General features: G+C 42.5%; 15 protein-coding genes. 3 read left to right on the top strand and 12 right to left on the bottom strand.

Features of this window, described 5'->3' with window-relative positions; translation table 11 throughout:
• Positions 1-11: 11 nt before the first annotated feature.
• Complete coding sequence (locus tag T546_RS0101795) at positions 12-959, bottom strand: tRNA dihydrouridine synthase (RefSeq protein WP_026890146.1); 948 nt, start codon at positions 957-959, stop codon at positions 12-14.
• Between the two features lie 141 nt (positions 960-1,100).
• Here T546_RS0101795 and T546_RS0101790 point away from each other — a divergent pair, with 141 nt between their 5' ends.
• Positions 1,101-2,048, top strand: coding sequence for an N-acetylmuramoyl-L-alanine amidase family protein (locus tag T546_RS0101790; RefSeq protein WP_026890145.1), 948 nt, complete (start codon positions 1,101-1,103; stop codon positions 2,046-2,048).
• A gap of 60 nt (positions 2,049-2,108) precedes the next feature.
• On the top strand, positions 2,109-3,782 hold the full coding sequence (locus tag T546_RS0101785) for a S8 family peptidase (protein WP_026890144.1): 1,674 nt from the start codon (positions 2,109-2,111) through the stop codon (positions 3,780-3,782).
• A 64-nt stretch (positions 3,783-3,846) separates the two neighbouring features.
• Here the strand turns inward: T546_RS0101785 and rd are convergent, their stop codons facing one another.
• The 7 genes from rd to T546_RS0101750 all read right to left on the bottom strand — a co-directional run bounded on the left by rd (position 3,847) and on the right by T546_RS0101750 (position 9,708).
• The gene (gene rd / locus T546_RS0101780; RefSeq protein ID WP_024835565.1) at positions 3,847-4,008 is read right to left on the bottom strand and encodes a rubredoxin; all 162 of its coding nucleotides are present in this window, start codon (positions 4,006-4,008) and stop codon (positions 3,847-3,849) included.
• A gap of 94 nt (positions 4,009-4,102) precedes the next feature.
• Complete coding sequence (locus tag T546_RS0101775; RefSeq protein ID WP_026890143.1) at positions 4,103-4,447, bottom strand: cupin domain-containing protein; 345 nt, start codon at positions 4,445-4,447, stop codon at positions 4,103-4,105.
• Positions 4,448-4,457: 10 nt separating this feature from the next.
• Complete coding sequence (locus T546_RS0101770; RefSeq protein WP_026890142.1) at positions 4,458-4,799, bottom strand: arsenate reductase family protein; 342 nt, start codon at positions 4,797-4,799, stop codon at positions 4,458-4,460.
• 76 nt (positions 4,800-4,875) lie between these two features.
• Positions 4,876-6,486: a mannitol dehydrogenase family protein gene (locus T546_RS0101765; RefSeq protein ID WP_026890141.1), complete on the bottom strand. Its 1,611-nt coding sequence runs from the start codon at positions 6,484-6,486 to the stop codon at positions 4,876-4,878.
• Positions 6,487-6,498: 12 nt separating this feature from the next.
• Positions 6,499-7,581, bottom strand: a complete 1,083-nt coding sequence (gene uxuA / locus T546_RS0101760) for a mannonate dehydratase (protein ID WP_026890140.1) — start codon at positions 7,579-7,581, stop codon at positions 6,499-6,501.
• Between the two features lie 198 nt (positions 7,582-7,779).
• Complete coding sequence (locus T546_RS0101755; protein ID WP_026890139.1) at positions 7,780-8,454, bottom strand: GntR family transcriptional regulator; 675 nt, start codon at positions 8,452-8,454, stop codon at positions 7,780-7,782.
• A 135-nt stretch (positions 8,455-8,589) separates the two neighbouring features.
• Positions 8,590-9,708 carry a 5-methyltetrahydropteroyltriglutamate--homocysteine S-methyltransferase gene (locus T546_RS0101750; RefSeq protein WP_026890138.1) on the bottom strand — a complete coding sequence of 373 codons (1,119 nt, stop codon included), beginning with the start codon at positions 9,706-9,708 and terminating at the stop codon, positions 8,590-8,592.
• Between the two features lie 147 nt (positions 9,709-9,855).
• On the opposite strand from T546_RS0101750, the gene T546_RS0101745 reads away from it, so the two are divergent.
• Positions 9,856-10,785, top strand: coding sequence for a LysR family transcriptional regulator (locus T546_RS0101745; protein ID WP_026890137.1), 930 nt, complete (start codon positions 9,856-9,858; stop codon positions 10,783-10,785).
• Positions 10,786-10,829: 44 nt separating this feature from the next.
• Here the strand turns inward: T546_RS0101745 and T546_RS0101740 are convergent, their stop codons facing one another.
• From T546_RS0101740 to T546_RS0101725, 4 genes are all read right to left on the bottom strand, one after another.
• A complete protein-coding gene (locus T546_RS0101740; protein WP_026890136.1) occupies positions 10,830-11,261 on the bottom strand; it encodes a BMC domain-containing protein in 432 nt (143 codons plus the stop codon).
• A 33-nt stretch (positions 11,262-11,294) separates the two neighbouring features.
• A complete protein-coding gene (locus T546_RS0101735; protein WP_026890135.1) occupies positions 11,295-11,792 on the bottom strand; it encodes a EutP/PduV family microcompartment system protein in 498 nt (165 codons plus the stop codon).
• A 4-nt stretch (positions 11,793-11,796) separates the two neighbouring features.
• A complete protein-coding gene (locus T546_RS0101730) occupies positions 11,797-12,162 on the bottom strand; it encodes a BMC domain-containing protein (RefSeq protein ID WP_026890134.1) in 366 nt (121 codons plus the stop codon).
• A gap of 265 nt (positions 12,163-12,427) precedes the next feature.
• Complete coding sequence (locus tag T546_RS0101725) at positions 12,428-14,302, bottom strand: DUF4914 family protein (protein ID WP_026890133.1); 1,875 nt, start codon at positions 14,300-14,302, stop codon at positions 12,428-12,430.
• Positions 14,303-14,990: the final 688 nt, after the last annotated feature.

Genomic DNA, 14,990 nt, shown 5'->3' with positions numbered 1-14,990 from the left:
CAACTATTCAATCACAAAATGTTCGATTTTAATTCTAATTCTTCAAACAGGGAATCTACTGCGTTTTTATAATCCAGCAGGTTCTGGGATTTGCGGATTTTTTTTGCATGCTTATCCCCTTCTTCAAAAATCTGTATCATATAGGCCCAAAGCTCCTTCATTTTAAACAGGACATTTCTATCTCCGGAAATGATTTCTACATACCCGGACAACACCTCATCATGAAAGGCCTTTAATCGTTTTTTATCTGGCTTGTCCCCATGTTTAAAATCCCCTGCCAGTCCAGGATTCATAATCAGTCCTCTTCCCATCATGACCCGGTCGATTAAAGGGAAGTCCCGGATAAACGCTTCATATTCTCTGCTCTCAGACAAATTTCCATTATAACAAAGGGGATTTTTACTGGAAATGAGAGCTTCTTTAAATACTCCAAGGTTTGGCTCATTTCTATAAAAGTCTTTTTGGACTCTGGGATGAATAATCAGCTCGCTTAAGGGATATTTATTATAGATTTCCATTAAATGGGAAAACTCGTCGGGATGGTCTTTCCCAATTCTTGTTTTAATGGAAATTTTTATATCAAGAGCTGAAAATATCTCTTCCAGAAAATGATCCAGTTTTTCCGGCTCACTGAGAAAACCGGAGCCTTTCCCCTTAGACACAACGGTTGCCGACGGACAGCCTAAGTTTAAATTGACCTCCTGATAACCGTACTGCTTTAACTCACCTGCTGCCCATATAAAATCTTCCCACTTATTCGTAAGAATCTGAGGAATGACTTCCAGACCCTGATTGTGCTCCGGCAGAAAATCATTTTTCTCTCTGGAAGAAAATATCCGGTGCTGGGTCGGTACGATAAAGGGAGTAAAATACACATCTATATCCTTAAAATACTTACGGTGGGCATTCCGGTAAATGTACCCGGTGATCCCCTCCATAGGTGCGAAATAATATTTCATTTTATAAGCCTCACTCTCCTGCTTTTTTTCAACGATTCCATTTTATCATAACAGGGAAAGAAATCAAAGAAGACCATTTACAAATTCTTTCCAGGAGTGCTATAATATGAGATAAAATGCTAATATTCGGGAGGATCTGTCATGATCAATTTTAAAAACGTATTAACGGCCTCTGCCAGTGCCTTATTACTGGCAACTATTATCTCCACTACAGCCATTTCTACCGCATATGCGGAAGAGGAAACAGGGCCAGCGTTTGCTCCTCCAATTACAAAAATAAGCGGGCCGGAAATCGGGCCAGGCGCCAATCGTTCTTCAAAGCTGGTGGTAGTTTTAGATCCAGGTCATGGCAAAGTTGACGGACATTATTCCGGATGCAATTTTGAATATAACGGTGTCAAGTATTACGAAGATGAAATCAATATGAAAATTTCTACCTATACAAAGAAGTATCTGGAAGAGAATACGGATTATGCAGTCTATCTGACAAAGGACAGCGTGGAAAAAACCGTTCCGTTAGAACAAAGAGCAGCATTTGCGGCTTCTGTCCATGCGGATCTCTTTGTCAGCCAGCATGTGGATTCAGCTCCAGGCAATGGAGTAACTAAAAATGCCTATGGAGTAAGCTCCATGGCACCGAAAACAGGCCGCTTCAACAACGAGCTTGCTCTTCAGTCCCAGGAAGCCGCCAATACTATTTTAGGACAGCTCAGCTCAATAGGGCTTCATAACAGAGGGCTGATCCTTAGAGATTCTCAAAATGGAACCATGTTCCCGGATGGAAGCCTGGCGGATTACTATGCAATTCCTCGTTACTCCCAGATGTATGGCATCAGAGGATTTATCATTGAGCACGGATTTATTAATCACACCAGCGATTTAACCTCTTATCTCTCCACTGAGGAGTCTTACAAAGCCCTTGGAGAAGCCGATGCCAAGGGAATTATAGAATATTTAAAGAAAGCCGGTAAATCAACCTTTACCCCAAGCACAGAAGCAGCTCAGGTACCTCCAGTGGAAGGAGCACCTGTCAATGGATCTTCAGGACCAGCTGCGGCTGCCCCACAAACAGGCAGCCAAAACTCATAATCTAAGCCCCTCTGCATAAGATATAGCATATACTTTGCTAAATTGGCAGGGGGGTTAATTTTGTCCAAAATTCTAGATAATGGTTACTACGACTTAATGATCACTACAGCTTTGGCTCCCACTTACGATACGGGTGACAACATTACTTATTTGAACCGTCAAAACTCGTTGCTTCATATTCCCATTGGAACCCCAAACCCCTGTGATTTAGGACGTCATTCTTACAGCAGTTTTCCATATTTGTTTACCCAGACTTCCACTGTCAGCCTTGAAAAATCTGGTGTTAATGCGGTACAGAATAATCCTGACCTTGCCTTTTTCGGAAGCGGAGTGTTAGTGGCTGTTATTGATACCGGCATTGATTACAGGCATCCGGCATTCAGAAACAGCGATGGGACCACACGGATTGTATCCATCTGGGATCAGACCGTGCAAACCGGGACCATTCCTGAAGAGTTTACCTTTGGATCTGAATACAGCAGGGATGAAATTAATACAGCATTAAACGCGGAAGACCCTCTTTCCATTGTTCCCACAACGGATACCAATGGTCACGGAACTGCTATCGCCAGCATTCTGGCAGGCACTCCTGATGAAGAGCAATCCTTCCGGGGAGTTGCTCCCCAGGCTGAATATATTATCGTTAAGTTAAAAGAGGCGAAAGAAAGCTTAAAATCTATCTTTTTTGTGCCTCAAAATAAAGTATGTTATCAGGAGTCTGATCTGATCCTGGGTTCCCGGTATGCTATAACGGTGGCAGCACGCCTTAATCGCCCCGTGGTCATATGCATCGCTATGGGCACCAGCCAAGGTGGGCATACTGGACGAGGGCCATTAAGTGATTATCTTGACCATCTTACCCTTCTGCCCGGCAATGGAGTCTCTGTATCCGCAGGGAATGAAGGAAATAATCAGAGGCATTATTTCAATTCTACTGCCGCTCCTCCGTTCTATAATGATGTGGAGCTCAGAATCGGTGAGGAGGACACCATGTTCTTTCTGGAAATCTGGTCCTTTTCGCCAGCCAGACTTACCATAGATATATCTTCTCCAAACCGGGAATCCACACAGCCCATCTATCCCACCTTGAACCAGTGCAGGAGATTTACTTTCATTTTCAACCAGACTACCATCTACGTAAATAACACGATCTTTGAAGAACAAACTGGAGATCAGATGATTCTTCTGCGTTTTAATAATCCTCTTCCCGGAATCTGGTATCTACGCATCCAGGCAACTGAAAATGAACCTTTTTCCTTCCATTCCTGGCTCCCTTCCGGGGACCTTTTATCAAATGGAACCTTTTTCTTAAATTCTAACCCGGATACGACCATTACCGCACCTGGAAACACAAGACACACTTTGACGGTCACTGCCTATAATCAAGATAACGACAGCATTCTTCCTACCTCCAGCAGAGGTTATACAAGGACCGGGCAGATAAAGCCAGATATTGCAGCACCAGGGTATCAGCTTACATGTGCTGTGCCAGGTAATCTATACGGCACAGCTACAGGTACAGGAGCCGCTGCTGCCCATGCAGCCGGAATTCTTGCCATGGTCTTTGAATGGGCCATTGTAAGAGAAAATTATTTAAGAATGACTGGAAATGATGCCAATCGCCTTATGATAAGCGGAGCGGTCCGAAATCCTGCCTACTCTTATCCCAATAATATCTGGGGATACGGTCAGGTGGAAGTAAACCGTTTGTTTGAACGGCTTTTACCTCCCTAAAGGATACAAAAAATAAAACCTTCAAGTCAGCTGACTGCTCATCAACTGCTTGAAGGTTTTATCTTTATTCTTCTACTACGAACATATCTTTACCTACACCGCAAACTGGGCAAACCCAATCATCTGGAATATCCTCAAATGCTGTACCTGGCTCGATTCCGGAATCTGGATCACCGATTTCAGGATCATATACATATCCGCATGGCTCACAAACATACTTTGCCATTCTAGTCACCTCCTTTATTCACAATGTGTATCATTTATAGCATATTATACCATTTTTATCAATAGGTTTATACATTTTTTCATGGACACACTGCTTATAAGAAGTCTTCCCTCATAGGAGTGAAAATATCAACCAGGATTCCTTTTTCTAAACAAACACAGCCATGAACGATGCCATCCTGCTTTAACAGGGTGTCTCCAGCCTTTACAACTTTTGTCTCTTCCCCAATGGTAAACTCAAAAGCTCCGCTTGCCACATAAGTGATCTGAGTATGGGGGTGATGATGAAGTTTACCAATGGCACCCGTTTCAAAGTGATTTTCCACGCACATCATCTCATCGCAATATGCCAGTATCTTTCGCTCCACACCTTCTGATGCCTGCTCGCTCCTGATTTCCTCATTAAATACCCAATTCTGTCCCTTTTCCGGTTTTCTCATTACGGTCTCCTTATTCCCAGCCCTTCCAAATCTCAGGTTGATACCCCACGGTTGCCATCTTTCCATTCCTTACGATAGGGGTTTTTAAAACCTGCTGGTTTTCCAGAATCTTCTCGTCCTTGTCTTCCTCAGCGGTGTACTTAATGAGAAGAAGGGTATCCTGATCCCGGCAATCGGTGCAAAGCATGGCATCTCTGCCTCCCACTGCCTGTCTCACACTCTGATATTCCCCTTTGCTCAAACCCTTTTCCTTTAAGTCTATGAACTGGTATTTGACGCCCCGCTCTTTAAAATACCGCTCCGCCTTTTTGGTTTCAAAGCATTTTCTGGTTCCAAAGATTTGTATATTCATGGTCTGTCTGCCTTTCAAACATGTTCTAATTCATGTCCTATTTTAGCACAGAGAATCATCAAATTCAATGAGAGGACTATAAATATTCATGCAGCGTCCGGCGCACTGCACCTGGTCCGGCAATCATCTTATGAAGCATCGTTTCTATCTTACCGGAAAGACCAGCCTTTACAAGATCGGTGCCAAAGAGTACAGGATTTGAAAGGATTCCATTTAATCCATCTTTCATGGAATCTGGCTCCCCGAATTTTATATCCTTTAACTGCTCTTTCAGCTCAGAAAGCATAGGGTCGCTGCTGATTTCCATGGTATTTCCTTCATCATCTACTTCCAGAAGATAGCGAAGCCATCCGGCAATGGCAAGAGGAATGGCTGCTAAATCATCCACATTCAGCTTCTCATCCTCCATATAGGCTTTAATGGTCTCCCCAAAACGAATGGGGATCTTCTGGCTGGTATCCGTAGCAATTCTCTGAGGCGTATCTGGGATAAATGGATTTGGAAGACGATATTCGATGACCTCTTTTAAGAAATCTACCGGCTTTAAAATTCCGGGATCTGTCACTACCGGCATTCCTTCCACATATCCAATCCGCTCCACAAGGGCTTTTAAATCCTCATCCTTCATCTCTGCTGCAATGCTGTTGTATCCGAGAAGACAGCCGTATACAGCCAATGCCGTATGAAGTGGATTTAAACAGGTAGTGACCTTCATTCGCTCTGTTTTGTTTACCGTATCCCGGTCTGTCATATAGACTCCAGCCTTTTCAAGGGCAGGTCTGCCAGCTGGAAAACGGTCTTCTACTACAAGATACTGTGGAACCTCTGCGTTCACAAAAGGTGCAATATAGGTGTTCTTGCTGGTGATAACAGGTGCCATATCCTCAATCCCGACTGCTTTCAGCGCCTTTTCCACTACTTCAGCCGGTCTTGGTGTGATTTTATCAATCATGGACCAGGGATAGGATACTTTGGATTCATCCTCTGCCCATGCCTTAAACTCTGCCGGTGCAAAGCCTGCTTTTACCCATGCTTCTGCAATGGTTACCACACTGGATTTCAGTTTTTCACCATTATGGCTGCAATTATCCATGCTCACAAGTGCAAGGGGATAGCCGCCTGCCTGATAACGTTTTAAAAGAAGGGCTGTTACCACGCTCATGGCATGAGATGCCTTTTCCGGTCCTTCTTCCATATCCTTTTTCACAAATGGGAAGAATTCGCCTTTAAAGTCAGTAAGTGCATAGCCTTTTTCTGTTATGGTAAAGCTCACCATCTGAAGAGATGGCTTTTCGAAGGCTTTGACCAGATAACCAAAATCTTCTGCATTTTTAGTATCCGCTTTCACCCCTTTTGCAATGCTGGCGATAACCTCCCGCTCCATGGTGCCATCGGGCTTTAAACGCACCATCATGGTCATGTTATCGTAAGGGTGGTATATTTTATCGATGATATCAAAATCAAAGGTATCTGCCGCTATGATACCGGTCTCTTCCAGTCCTTCTTCTAAAAGGCGCTGCTGCAGTTCTGCAATAAAGCCTCTGAAAATATTACCTGCACCAAAATGGATCCATCTTGGCGCCTCCTCCGTAGCCTGTACCATACGGTCCCAATCATAGTCAGGGAGCTTTACGGAAATCTGTTCAAAGGCTTCCCGGTTCTTTAGACATGAACGATTCAGCTTCATAATATGTTCCTCCTATCTTTTGTTTTTATGAGATTTGTCAATCGCTTCCCATAATCCCAGCAGGTAATTTGCTCCGATAGCCCGGTCATAAAGGCCATAGCCTGGACGGGCCTGCTCTCCCCAAATCATTCGTCCATGATCGGGCCGGATATATCCTTCAAATCCGGATTCATAAAGAGCGTTTACAATCTCATACATATCCAGATCGCCGCAGGAAGAAAGGTGGGCAGCTTCGTCAAAATCCTTTTCGGATATATGCTTTACATTGCGAAGATGGGCAAAATGAATCCGTTTCATTCCTCCGAATTCTCTCATCATTGCCGGCAGATCATTGCTTAGATCGCTTCCTAAGCTTCCTGTACATAAGGTCAGTCCATTATATGGGCTTTCATTTAAAGAAAGGAAGGTGCGGATGTTCTCTGCATTTGTTATGACTTTTGGAAGTCCGTACAGCGGCCAGGGCGGATCGTCGGGATGAATGGCCATCTTGATATCGTATTTCTCCGCATAAGGAATGACGGCATCCAGAAAATACTTCATATTATCCCAATACTGCTCTCTTGTCATGCTCTGATAGAATTCAATGTCCTGAGCCATGGCATGAAGACGTTCCGGCTCCCAGCCCGGCAGAGAATAGCCCCTTGCTTTTCCTTTCATGGCTTTTGCCATCTTTTCCGGATTCATCTGAAGCACTTCTTCATGGCGGTAGGCCATGACACTGCTTCCATCTTCCGTCACATAGGATAAATCACTTCTTGCCCAGTCCATGACCGGCATGAAGTTATAGCAAAGGCATTTCACCCCTACATCTCTTAGATGCTCCAGAGTTTTTTGATAGGCTTCGATGTACTTATCCCTGGTGGGCAGGCCCTTTTTAATATCTTCATGGATGTTTACGCTTTCAATTACCTCCATCTCAAGACCAGCCTCATGAATTTCATCTCTGAGGGACTCGAGTATCGGAAGCGGCCAGACCTCTCCTACCGGTATCTTTGGAAGGCAGGTGGCAACACCCGAAACACCTGGGGTCTGACGGATCTGGGCCAGAGTAACGCTGTCATCCCCAAAAGGGAACCAACGCATGATCATTTTCATGGTCTATATCCTCCTTTTCTTACATAGATTTTGTAACTTGCCTTAAGTATATAACTTGTATACTAGTATTTCAACCTCTATTTTAAATAAATTTTAAAATAATTTCTATATAACCTGCACAAATTGGAATGGGTACAAAAAACGGTAATAGAAGGAATGTTCCTTTTATTACCGCATTCATTTTTAGTATGGGGAAAATCACTTAAAATATCCAGGATACTCGTTTCGTAATGCTTCTTCATCAAATTTATATCTGGACAGATGCTTTTCCATTAATCGTTTTGCCTCTTCCCCATTTTTCGCAGTGATAGCCTCTACGATTTCCCAGTGGTCAGAGATTGTCTTCAAATCCTTAACCGCTGACAGGGACATACTGCGCACCCGGTCAAAGTGTATGGTGATGCTGTCCATGAGATGGTAGACCTGATCCTTGCTGGTGATATGAAACAAAATCTGGTGAAATTCATTATCCAGCTCCAAAAGCTTCTGGGGAAAACGGTTTTCCATATAAAATTCCTGAAGCCTTACGTTCTCGGTAAGAGCGGCGATATCCTGCTCCGTCGCCATACGGCAGGCCAGCTCAACCACAGCCCCCTCCAGCACATCCCTCATAAACCTAGCTTCTTCTACCAGCTCATAATCTATAAAAGCAACCGCACTGCCCTTTTGCGGATACACCTCAACGATTTTCACCCGGGAAAGCTCAATCAAGGCTTCCCGAACCGGAGTCCTGGATAAACTCATCTCAGCAGATAATTCGTTCTCACTTAACATGCTGCCTGGTGCCAGATCCAGGTTAATGATATTCTCCTTTAACATACGAAGAGCGTACTCCCGCCCTGTTTCTTTTACGTTTCGTTCTGTTAGCCTCATTGTCAGCCCCCTTTTTTTCATCTATTTTAGCATAAGCGAAATAGGGACGGCTGTCAAGCACTGGTATACCAGCTACCCAAAAGAAAAAGTGCTTAAGGAGCATGGCTCTCCTACAGCACTTTCTTACTTTTTTATTTACCAGATTTCTTCTGAAATCTCTTTTACCAGTCTTAGCTTATTCCACTGATCTTCTTCTGTTAAAATATTCCCCTCCTCGGTAGAAGCAAAGCCACACTGAGGACTTAAGGCAAGACGCTCAAGAGGAACGTATTTGGAGGCCTTTCTGATCTTTGCAATGATCTCTTGTTTTTCCTCCAGCTTTGGAGATTTTGAAGTAATGAGGCCAAGAACTACCTGTTTGTCACCATCTACATACTTTAAGGGCTCAAAGTCACCGGAACGGTCATCGTCATATTCCAGATAATATGCAGATACATGCTCCTCTCCAAATAGGTGGGGTGCAATGGGAGCATATCCTCCGGAAGATGCCCAGGTAGAGTGATAATTTCCTCTGCACACATGGGTGTTGATAACCAGATCTTCCGGCTGTCCCTCTATGGCAAGATTATTGATTCTGACATACTTTTTAGCTTCCTCTTCCACAGATTTTTTTCCGCTCTGTCTGGCTTCCCAGTATTTTGTGTCACAGAACATTCCCCAGGTGCAGTCATCAAACTGTACATTTCTGCAGCCTGCCTCATAGAGATCAGCAAGTACAGTCCGGTAAGCTGCTGCAATATCTTGTAACAGACTTTCCTCATCCTCATAAATGGCTTTGGTTCTTTCCAGATTGTCTCCCCTTTCAAGCTCTGCCAAAAACTGAGCCGGAGCAGGTATGGTCTGTCTGGCTGTTACATTTTCATCTTCAAACAGTTTTACAAACTTGAAATGCTCCACAAAGGGGTGATTTTCTCCGGAAATTTTTCCAGAAAGACCTGCAGACTCTCCTCTCGTCACCTCACCTTGAAATGCATAACCACGGGAAAGCTCCAGCTTTTCTACTCCCTTTAGCCCCCACATAAAATCAAGATGCCACCAGCTCCTTCGGAATTCTCCATCTGTAATTACGGGAAGTCCGACTTCCTTCTGCTTTTCAATCAGTTCCTTAATGGCTTTGTCTTCCGTCGCTCTTAATTCCTCTGCAGTGACAGTTCCATTTTTAAAACCTTCTCTTGCTTCCTTTAAATACTCCGGTCTTAAGAAGCTTCCAACAATATCAAATTTAAAAGGGGCTCTATTTTTTATCTGACTCATATTTTAATCCTCCATGTTTTCTTCTCTTTCCTAAATAATATCTTATGTTGGAGAATCTGTAAAATTCTATTAAATTATGGCCTGATATAGTTTTAAACTATAGCGATTTGTGGTAAACTACAAAAAACACCAGAGAAAGGAGCCCCCATGACCTTACAACAGCTTCGTTACATCATAACCATTGTCAACTGCGGTTCCATATCAGAAGCAGCCAAACAACTGTATATCACTCAGCCCAGCCTTTCAAATGCTGTAAAGGATCTGGAACAGGAGTATGGCATCTCGATCTTTAACAGAACCTCCAAAGGCATTTCTTTATCCTCCGATGGAACGGAATTCCTTTCCTATGCCAGACAGGTACTGGAACAGACGGATTTAATGGAGCAGCATTACTTACACAAAAAACCCTTGAAACGAATCTGTTCTATTTCCACGCAGCATTATGCCTTTGCCGTAAATGCGTTTGTAAATCTGGTGTCCAGACAGGATCACGAGGAATACGAATTCACCCTTCGGGAAGCCAGGACATATGAAATCATTGAAGATGTGAAGAATTTTAGAAGCGAGCTTGGAATCTTATATTTAAACGATTTTAATGAAAAGGTTTTAAGAAAGCTGTTTAAAGAAAGCGGACTCTTGTTTCATCCTTTATTCGACGCATCCCCTCATGTATTTATAAGCTCTTCTCATCCTCTCTCTTCCAGGGATTTTGTTACAATGAATGATTTGGATCCATTCCCATTTCTGGCTTTTGAACAGGGAGAAAAGAACTCATTTTATTTTTCTGAAGAAATACTTAGTACGGTTCCCCGCAAAAAAATCATCTATGTCAGCGACCGTGCCACCCTCTTTAATCTGCTCATTGGCTTAAATGGCTATACCATTTGCAGCGGAATCTTAAACAGCAATTTAAACGGAGATAACATCATAGCCATTCCATTAAAGACCACTGAATATATGAGGATTGGCTGGATTGAAAATCCCAGAGTTCATTTAAGTATCTTTGCGGAAAATTATCTGAAAGAGCTGAAAAGCCTGATTATAAGTGACGGCCTTCATCTGTGTGACGAGGAATGATACGATAAAAAAGCAGCATTGCCTTTTTTGACAATGCTGCTTTTTTATCGCTCCGTTACCGGGCAGGTCTTATATTTAAGTTCTTCTTTAAAGTAAGTTACAATTTCTTCCACAGCAGTTCTTACTTCAATCCTGGGGCCGGTAAGTATTAAAGTTCCACTGAACCGATCCAGAAAGCCAATAGTAACATCTGCACTTTTCACTCCGATATCTGCCCCGATCACAGCGGATTCCGGAGGCGTTATATTAATGGTTCCAATGGACATACCAGTAAAATCAACATCAGCATTGGTTCCGATGTCAAGTCCCAGATTCTTATATACCGACGCCTCGGAAACACCAATTACATGGGCCAGAGAAATCTCCCGTCCTGCCACAGTCATATTAACCACGCGCCTCCGTCCGGTACTTGCTGATTCATTCCCCCGGGCAAAGACACTTAGTACGTCCAATTCAGTTTCTATCTTATCTGACATCTTATCACACTTTCATCCTTGTTGTTTTACTGCTTATAAATTCCACTCCCGAAGGCCTTTTTCCTGGGCCTCCATAATTTCTTCCCAGGTCAGTGCTTCTTTTTCTTCCTTTAAGAAGGAAAGGAGTTCATCCATTCCCTCCCCCGTTATGCTGCTCACCGGAAATATCTTCTCACAACCAGCTTCCTCCAGCCACTGCCTGACCATGGGAACCTTGGCATCCTTGCAGTCGATTTTTGTAATAATGCCGATGACCGGCCGGTTGCAGGCATTAGAGACACCGGGAGGAAATAGGTTAAAGGGTTCATTGGCACTGCAAAGAAGACCTATGACGTCCGATTCATAGGTAAAACAACAAAGGCCCTGGAGGGCCAGATTTTTATTTTCCACGTATTCGCCTGGTGTATCTATGGTAATATCCCAATGATTGACGTACTGAGTCTTATGATAGACCACCGGCTCTCCTTTTAATGCCTGAGTGAGGGAGGTCTTACCGGCTTCACTCCTGCCGCACAAAAATAATTTCTTCATAGCATCACCGCTTTGTAATCGGACAGGTCACGTATCCTAAGGAATTGTGAAAATAATCCACAATTTCCGTAATTGCAGCCATTACATCTGCGATTTCCCCTGTGATGATGAGAGTTCCGCTGAATCTGTCTGCAAAGCCAAGATAAATATCTCCGCTCTTTACTGCAATATCAGAGGCTATAACTGCGGATTCCGGGGGCGTCATGTTCATAATTCCAATTGCAGAGGAACGGTAATCAATCTCCGGATTAAGGCCCAGTTTACGGTATACAATTGGTAATGGTCCTCCAATGATATGTGCCAGCGTGATTTCTCTTCCGGCTACGGTTTCCTGTACGATGCGGATCTGCTCTCCGTTTTCTCTTTCCATTACAACCACCTCATTTTTTCTAAAAAGTATATCTATGGTTTTATTATAACCTTTGACCATAAGGGCAATGTCAATGATAATATGTGAAAATTCTTTTCCTCATTTTTATATTTCACAATTTATTGAACACAGAATCTATAAAAATCATCAAAATAATCGGATATTTTTTTGTCAGATTTAAAAATTTATCACTGCAATTGCAATTTGAGAGAGAAATAGCAAAGAACCTTCCCTATATAAGGAAGGTTCTTTGCATCCCACTCTATTAATATCTCATTGGAATCACATTCATGTAATCTTCTACGGTAGCTCCGTTATAGAACATTTCAATGATTTGTTTTCCAAGAGGATTTAATTCGTCTGTATTAAACTGCATAAGCTCTTGTTTAAAGAAATCTGTCAGTATCTTCGCACCAGCATCGTAGCCTTCCAGTCCAACTTCCTGCTGAGTTTCTGGTCTTAAGAATGCTCTACTGATATACTGTCCGTCAATCTTTAAGGATTCTAATCCAAAACCTAAAAGAGGACAACGGCACTCAACCAAATGCTCTGGTTTAAACTTTGCACTGCCTCGTCTTGCAATGTATTCCCTGGATACCCACTGTGGCATAAAGCTCACTTCATAAGCACCAATATGCTGATTCGGAATCAATACATAGCGGGTATTGCTTGAGTTCACGATCTGATCTAAAAGAAGATTTGCCTGTGTTACCTTTTTGCCAGTAGCAAAGGGCCAGTAAGATCCAACACCTTCACTTGTCATCTCCAAAGAGTCAATGATACTTGGGTTGTTGTAACCACGAGGAGCAACCAAACGCCACAGCCATGCTAGTGCAGGTGGCAGAACCTGGAAAATGCCCATAATACCATAAGACGGATTTTCCTTGGTACATGCAGGTGTACGAACACCAAAGCTTCTTACATCTACTTCTACGGATCCTTGATATGCTTTTTCAATCATCTTTCTTGGCAGAATAACTCTTGGGTTTGGACATGGCTTACCATTAGAATCCAGTGTGTGCTCCCATGGAAGGGTAGTTGCACCAGGAATTGCCTTCATATTCAAGTAAACAAGAGGTTCTTTTGTCTGAATCAGCAATTTTTCATACTGAGGAGAAGATCCATAGCTCTTAATATTGTCAAGACGAATGAACCAGGAAGATTCTGCATCAGTTACAACCAGCTTCTTGCTCTCATTTTGGATAGACGCTGGGCATAATGCCATATCATCCGTTACCGGAATCAATTCGCAGGTCTCACTCAGAACCAGATAACTTTTCTCTCCTGTTACTGTGTTAACTCCAAATATGGTCCTGCCATCCATCTCTCTATGAATGTCCTCAATCATCTCACTCTTTCCGCCGCCAGAAGCACCTTCGTGCATGATAACGATCTCATTGTCATAAGGAGTGATTACCTTAACCGTTGAGGCATGTGCGGTTACCCAGCCCTCAGATTCTCCGATGTCTAGCAACACGCTGTAAATACCTTTTTTTGCGCTTGGACCTGGATAGAGGTTATAGGAATAAACTTCATGCATACCATCAAGACGGTTATGAATGACTGCCTGTCTTCCATTAAAATGCGTATGACGGAACGGAGGTGCCAGATAAACAATTGCTTTTAAATCAAAATCAGTGATGTCATCAATATTTTCAAATCCCTGAAGGTCTGCTAATCCAGCCGCAAAAAAGCCTGCATTTAACGGTGAGATAAGTACAGAATCATAACCGTATTCTACTCCGCCTGATTTAAACGGGAAAAAAATCAGTTCCTGTTCTTTCAGCCAATCAAAGGTTTCTGTTCTTAAGGAATCAAAATCGCTATGAAAAACCTCCTCATATCTTGGTTTATCGGTAGGTTTGTTATCTGCAATGTACATACAGTTCGGATCACGTCTTCTCATGTAATCTTCGACATAATTAACTACGATACCATTGGTACAGCGGGTTGCAGTTGCTTCCAGTACCCTGCCTTTGCCTTTAACATCATATTCGATTTTATACTCGTTATTTGTTCCATTTCCCATAGCAAGATCTAAAAGCTCTTCCCTCGTCTTTGGAACAATAACCCCTTTGGAATGGTTCAATATATCCTGTACATACTCCGGCAAATTCAATTTACGTAAACATTCAAGCATTTTTTCCTCCAATCCTGCGCATATCTATGCACATCTTACACTTAAACCGAAGGTTCCTCCGATCAAAGCATAGTAGTTAAGTACCCAATTTTCCCAAGTATTACTAATCCCCTTTTAAAGCGGAAACATATAGTTAATAATTTTTCCTGAAATCCTTCCTGTCTTTCTTAGAATCCATGTTCTTAAACTTATGTCTTACTTATTATGAACCATTGATCAGCCTCCTTTACGGCTAAAATTATAAAAAGCCGATATCCAAAACTTGGATATCGGCTTACCTACAACTTAGAACAATCCCTACTTTGTGATGTCTTCCGGTACTATTTAACTGTATTAGGTGTTTCTTAATATCTATTCACAGTTATAAGAATAACCATTCACCTGTTTTGGTTTTATATCAGAGTGGGTACTTGTGATTACAACATCCATGATATCCGTTACTATTTTCAAATGTCTTCGTTCGTTAAAATAAGTAAAATCCTGTATATAAAAAACCGTTTGTAAAGGCTCCGTCAATCTGATACAATTACGAAAAATGCCTGTATCACCGACGATTATGCGATTTTGAATCAGCTGATACTTATAGAATTACAGCATTCGACTATTGATAAAAAATGTAGATTTCCCAGAATTTGTCCATCGTCTGATATACACCTTTTATATACTCCATATACATCACGCATTAGAA

This window comes from [Clostridium] aerotolerans DSM 5434 (assembly GCF_000687555.1).
Lineage (GTDB): Bacteria > Bacillota > Clostridia > Lachnospirales > Lachnospiraceae > Lacrimispora > Lacrimispora aerotolerans.
This window is presented reverse-complemented; position numbering and strand designations above follow the sequence as displayed.

Bases quoted from the DNA above. Each gene is read 5' to 3' on its own strand.
- T546_RS0101795 (WP_026890146.1), bottom strand. From the start codon at position 959: ATGAAATATTATTTCGCACCTATGGAGGGGATCACCGGGTACATTTAC.
- T546_RS0101790 (WP_026890145.1), top strand. From the start codon at position 1,101: ATGATCAATTTTAAAAACGTATTAACGGCCTCTGCCAGTGCCTTATTA.
- rd (WP_024835565.1), bottom strand. From the start codon at position 4,008: ATGGCAAAGTATGTTTGTGAGCCATGCGGATATGTATATGATCCTGAA.
- T546_RS0101775 (WP_026890143.1), bottom strand. From the start codon at position 4,447: ATGAGAAAACCGGAAAAGGGACAGAATTGGGTATTTAATGAGGAAATC.
- T546_RS0101770 (WP_026890142.1), bottom strand. From the start codon at position 4,799: ATGAATATACAAATCTTTGGAACCAGAAAATGCTTTGAAACCAAAAAG.
- T546_RS0101765 (WP_026890141.1), bottom strand. From the start codon at position 6,486: ATGAAGCTGAATCGTTCATGTCTAAAGAACCGGGAAGCCTTTGAACAG.
- uxuA (WP_026890140.1), bottom strand. From the start codon at position 7,581: ATGAAAATGATCATGCGTTGGTTCCCTTTTGGGGATGACAGCGTTACT.
- T546_RS0101755 (WP_026890139.1), bottom strand. From the start codon at position 8,454: ATGAGGCTAACAGAACGAAACGTAAAAGAAACAGGGCGGGAGTACGCT.
- T546_RS0101750 (WP_026890138.1), bottom strand. From the start codon at position 9,708: ATGAGTCAGATAAAAAATAGAGCCCCTTTTAAATTTGATATTGTTGGA.
- T546_RS0101745 (WP_026890137.1), top strand. From the start codon at position 9,856: ATGACCTTACAACAGCTTCGTTACATCATAACCATTGTCAACTGCGGT.
- T546_RS0101740 (WP_026890136.1), bottom strand. From the start codon at position 11,261: ATGTCAGATAAGATAGAAACTGAATTGGACGTACTAAGTGTCTTTGCC.
- T546_RS0101735 (WP_026890135.1), bottom strand. From the start codon at position 11,792: ATGAAGAAATTATTTTTGTGCGGCAGGAGTGAAGCCGGTAAGACCTCC.
- T546_RS0101730 (WP_026890134.1), bottom strand. From the start codon at position 12,162: ATGGAAAGAGAAAACGGAGAGCAGATCCGCATCGTACAGGAAACCGTA.
- T546_RS0101725 (WP_026890133.1), bottom strand. From the start codon at position 14,302: ATGCTTGAATGTTTACGTAAATTGAATTTGCCGGAGTATGTACAGGAT.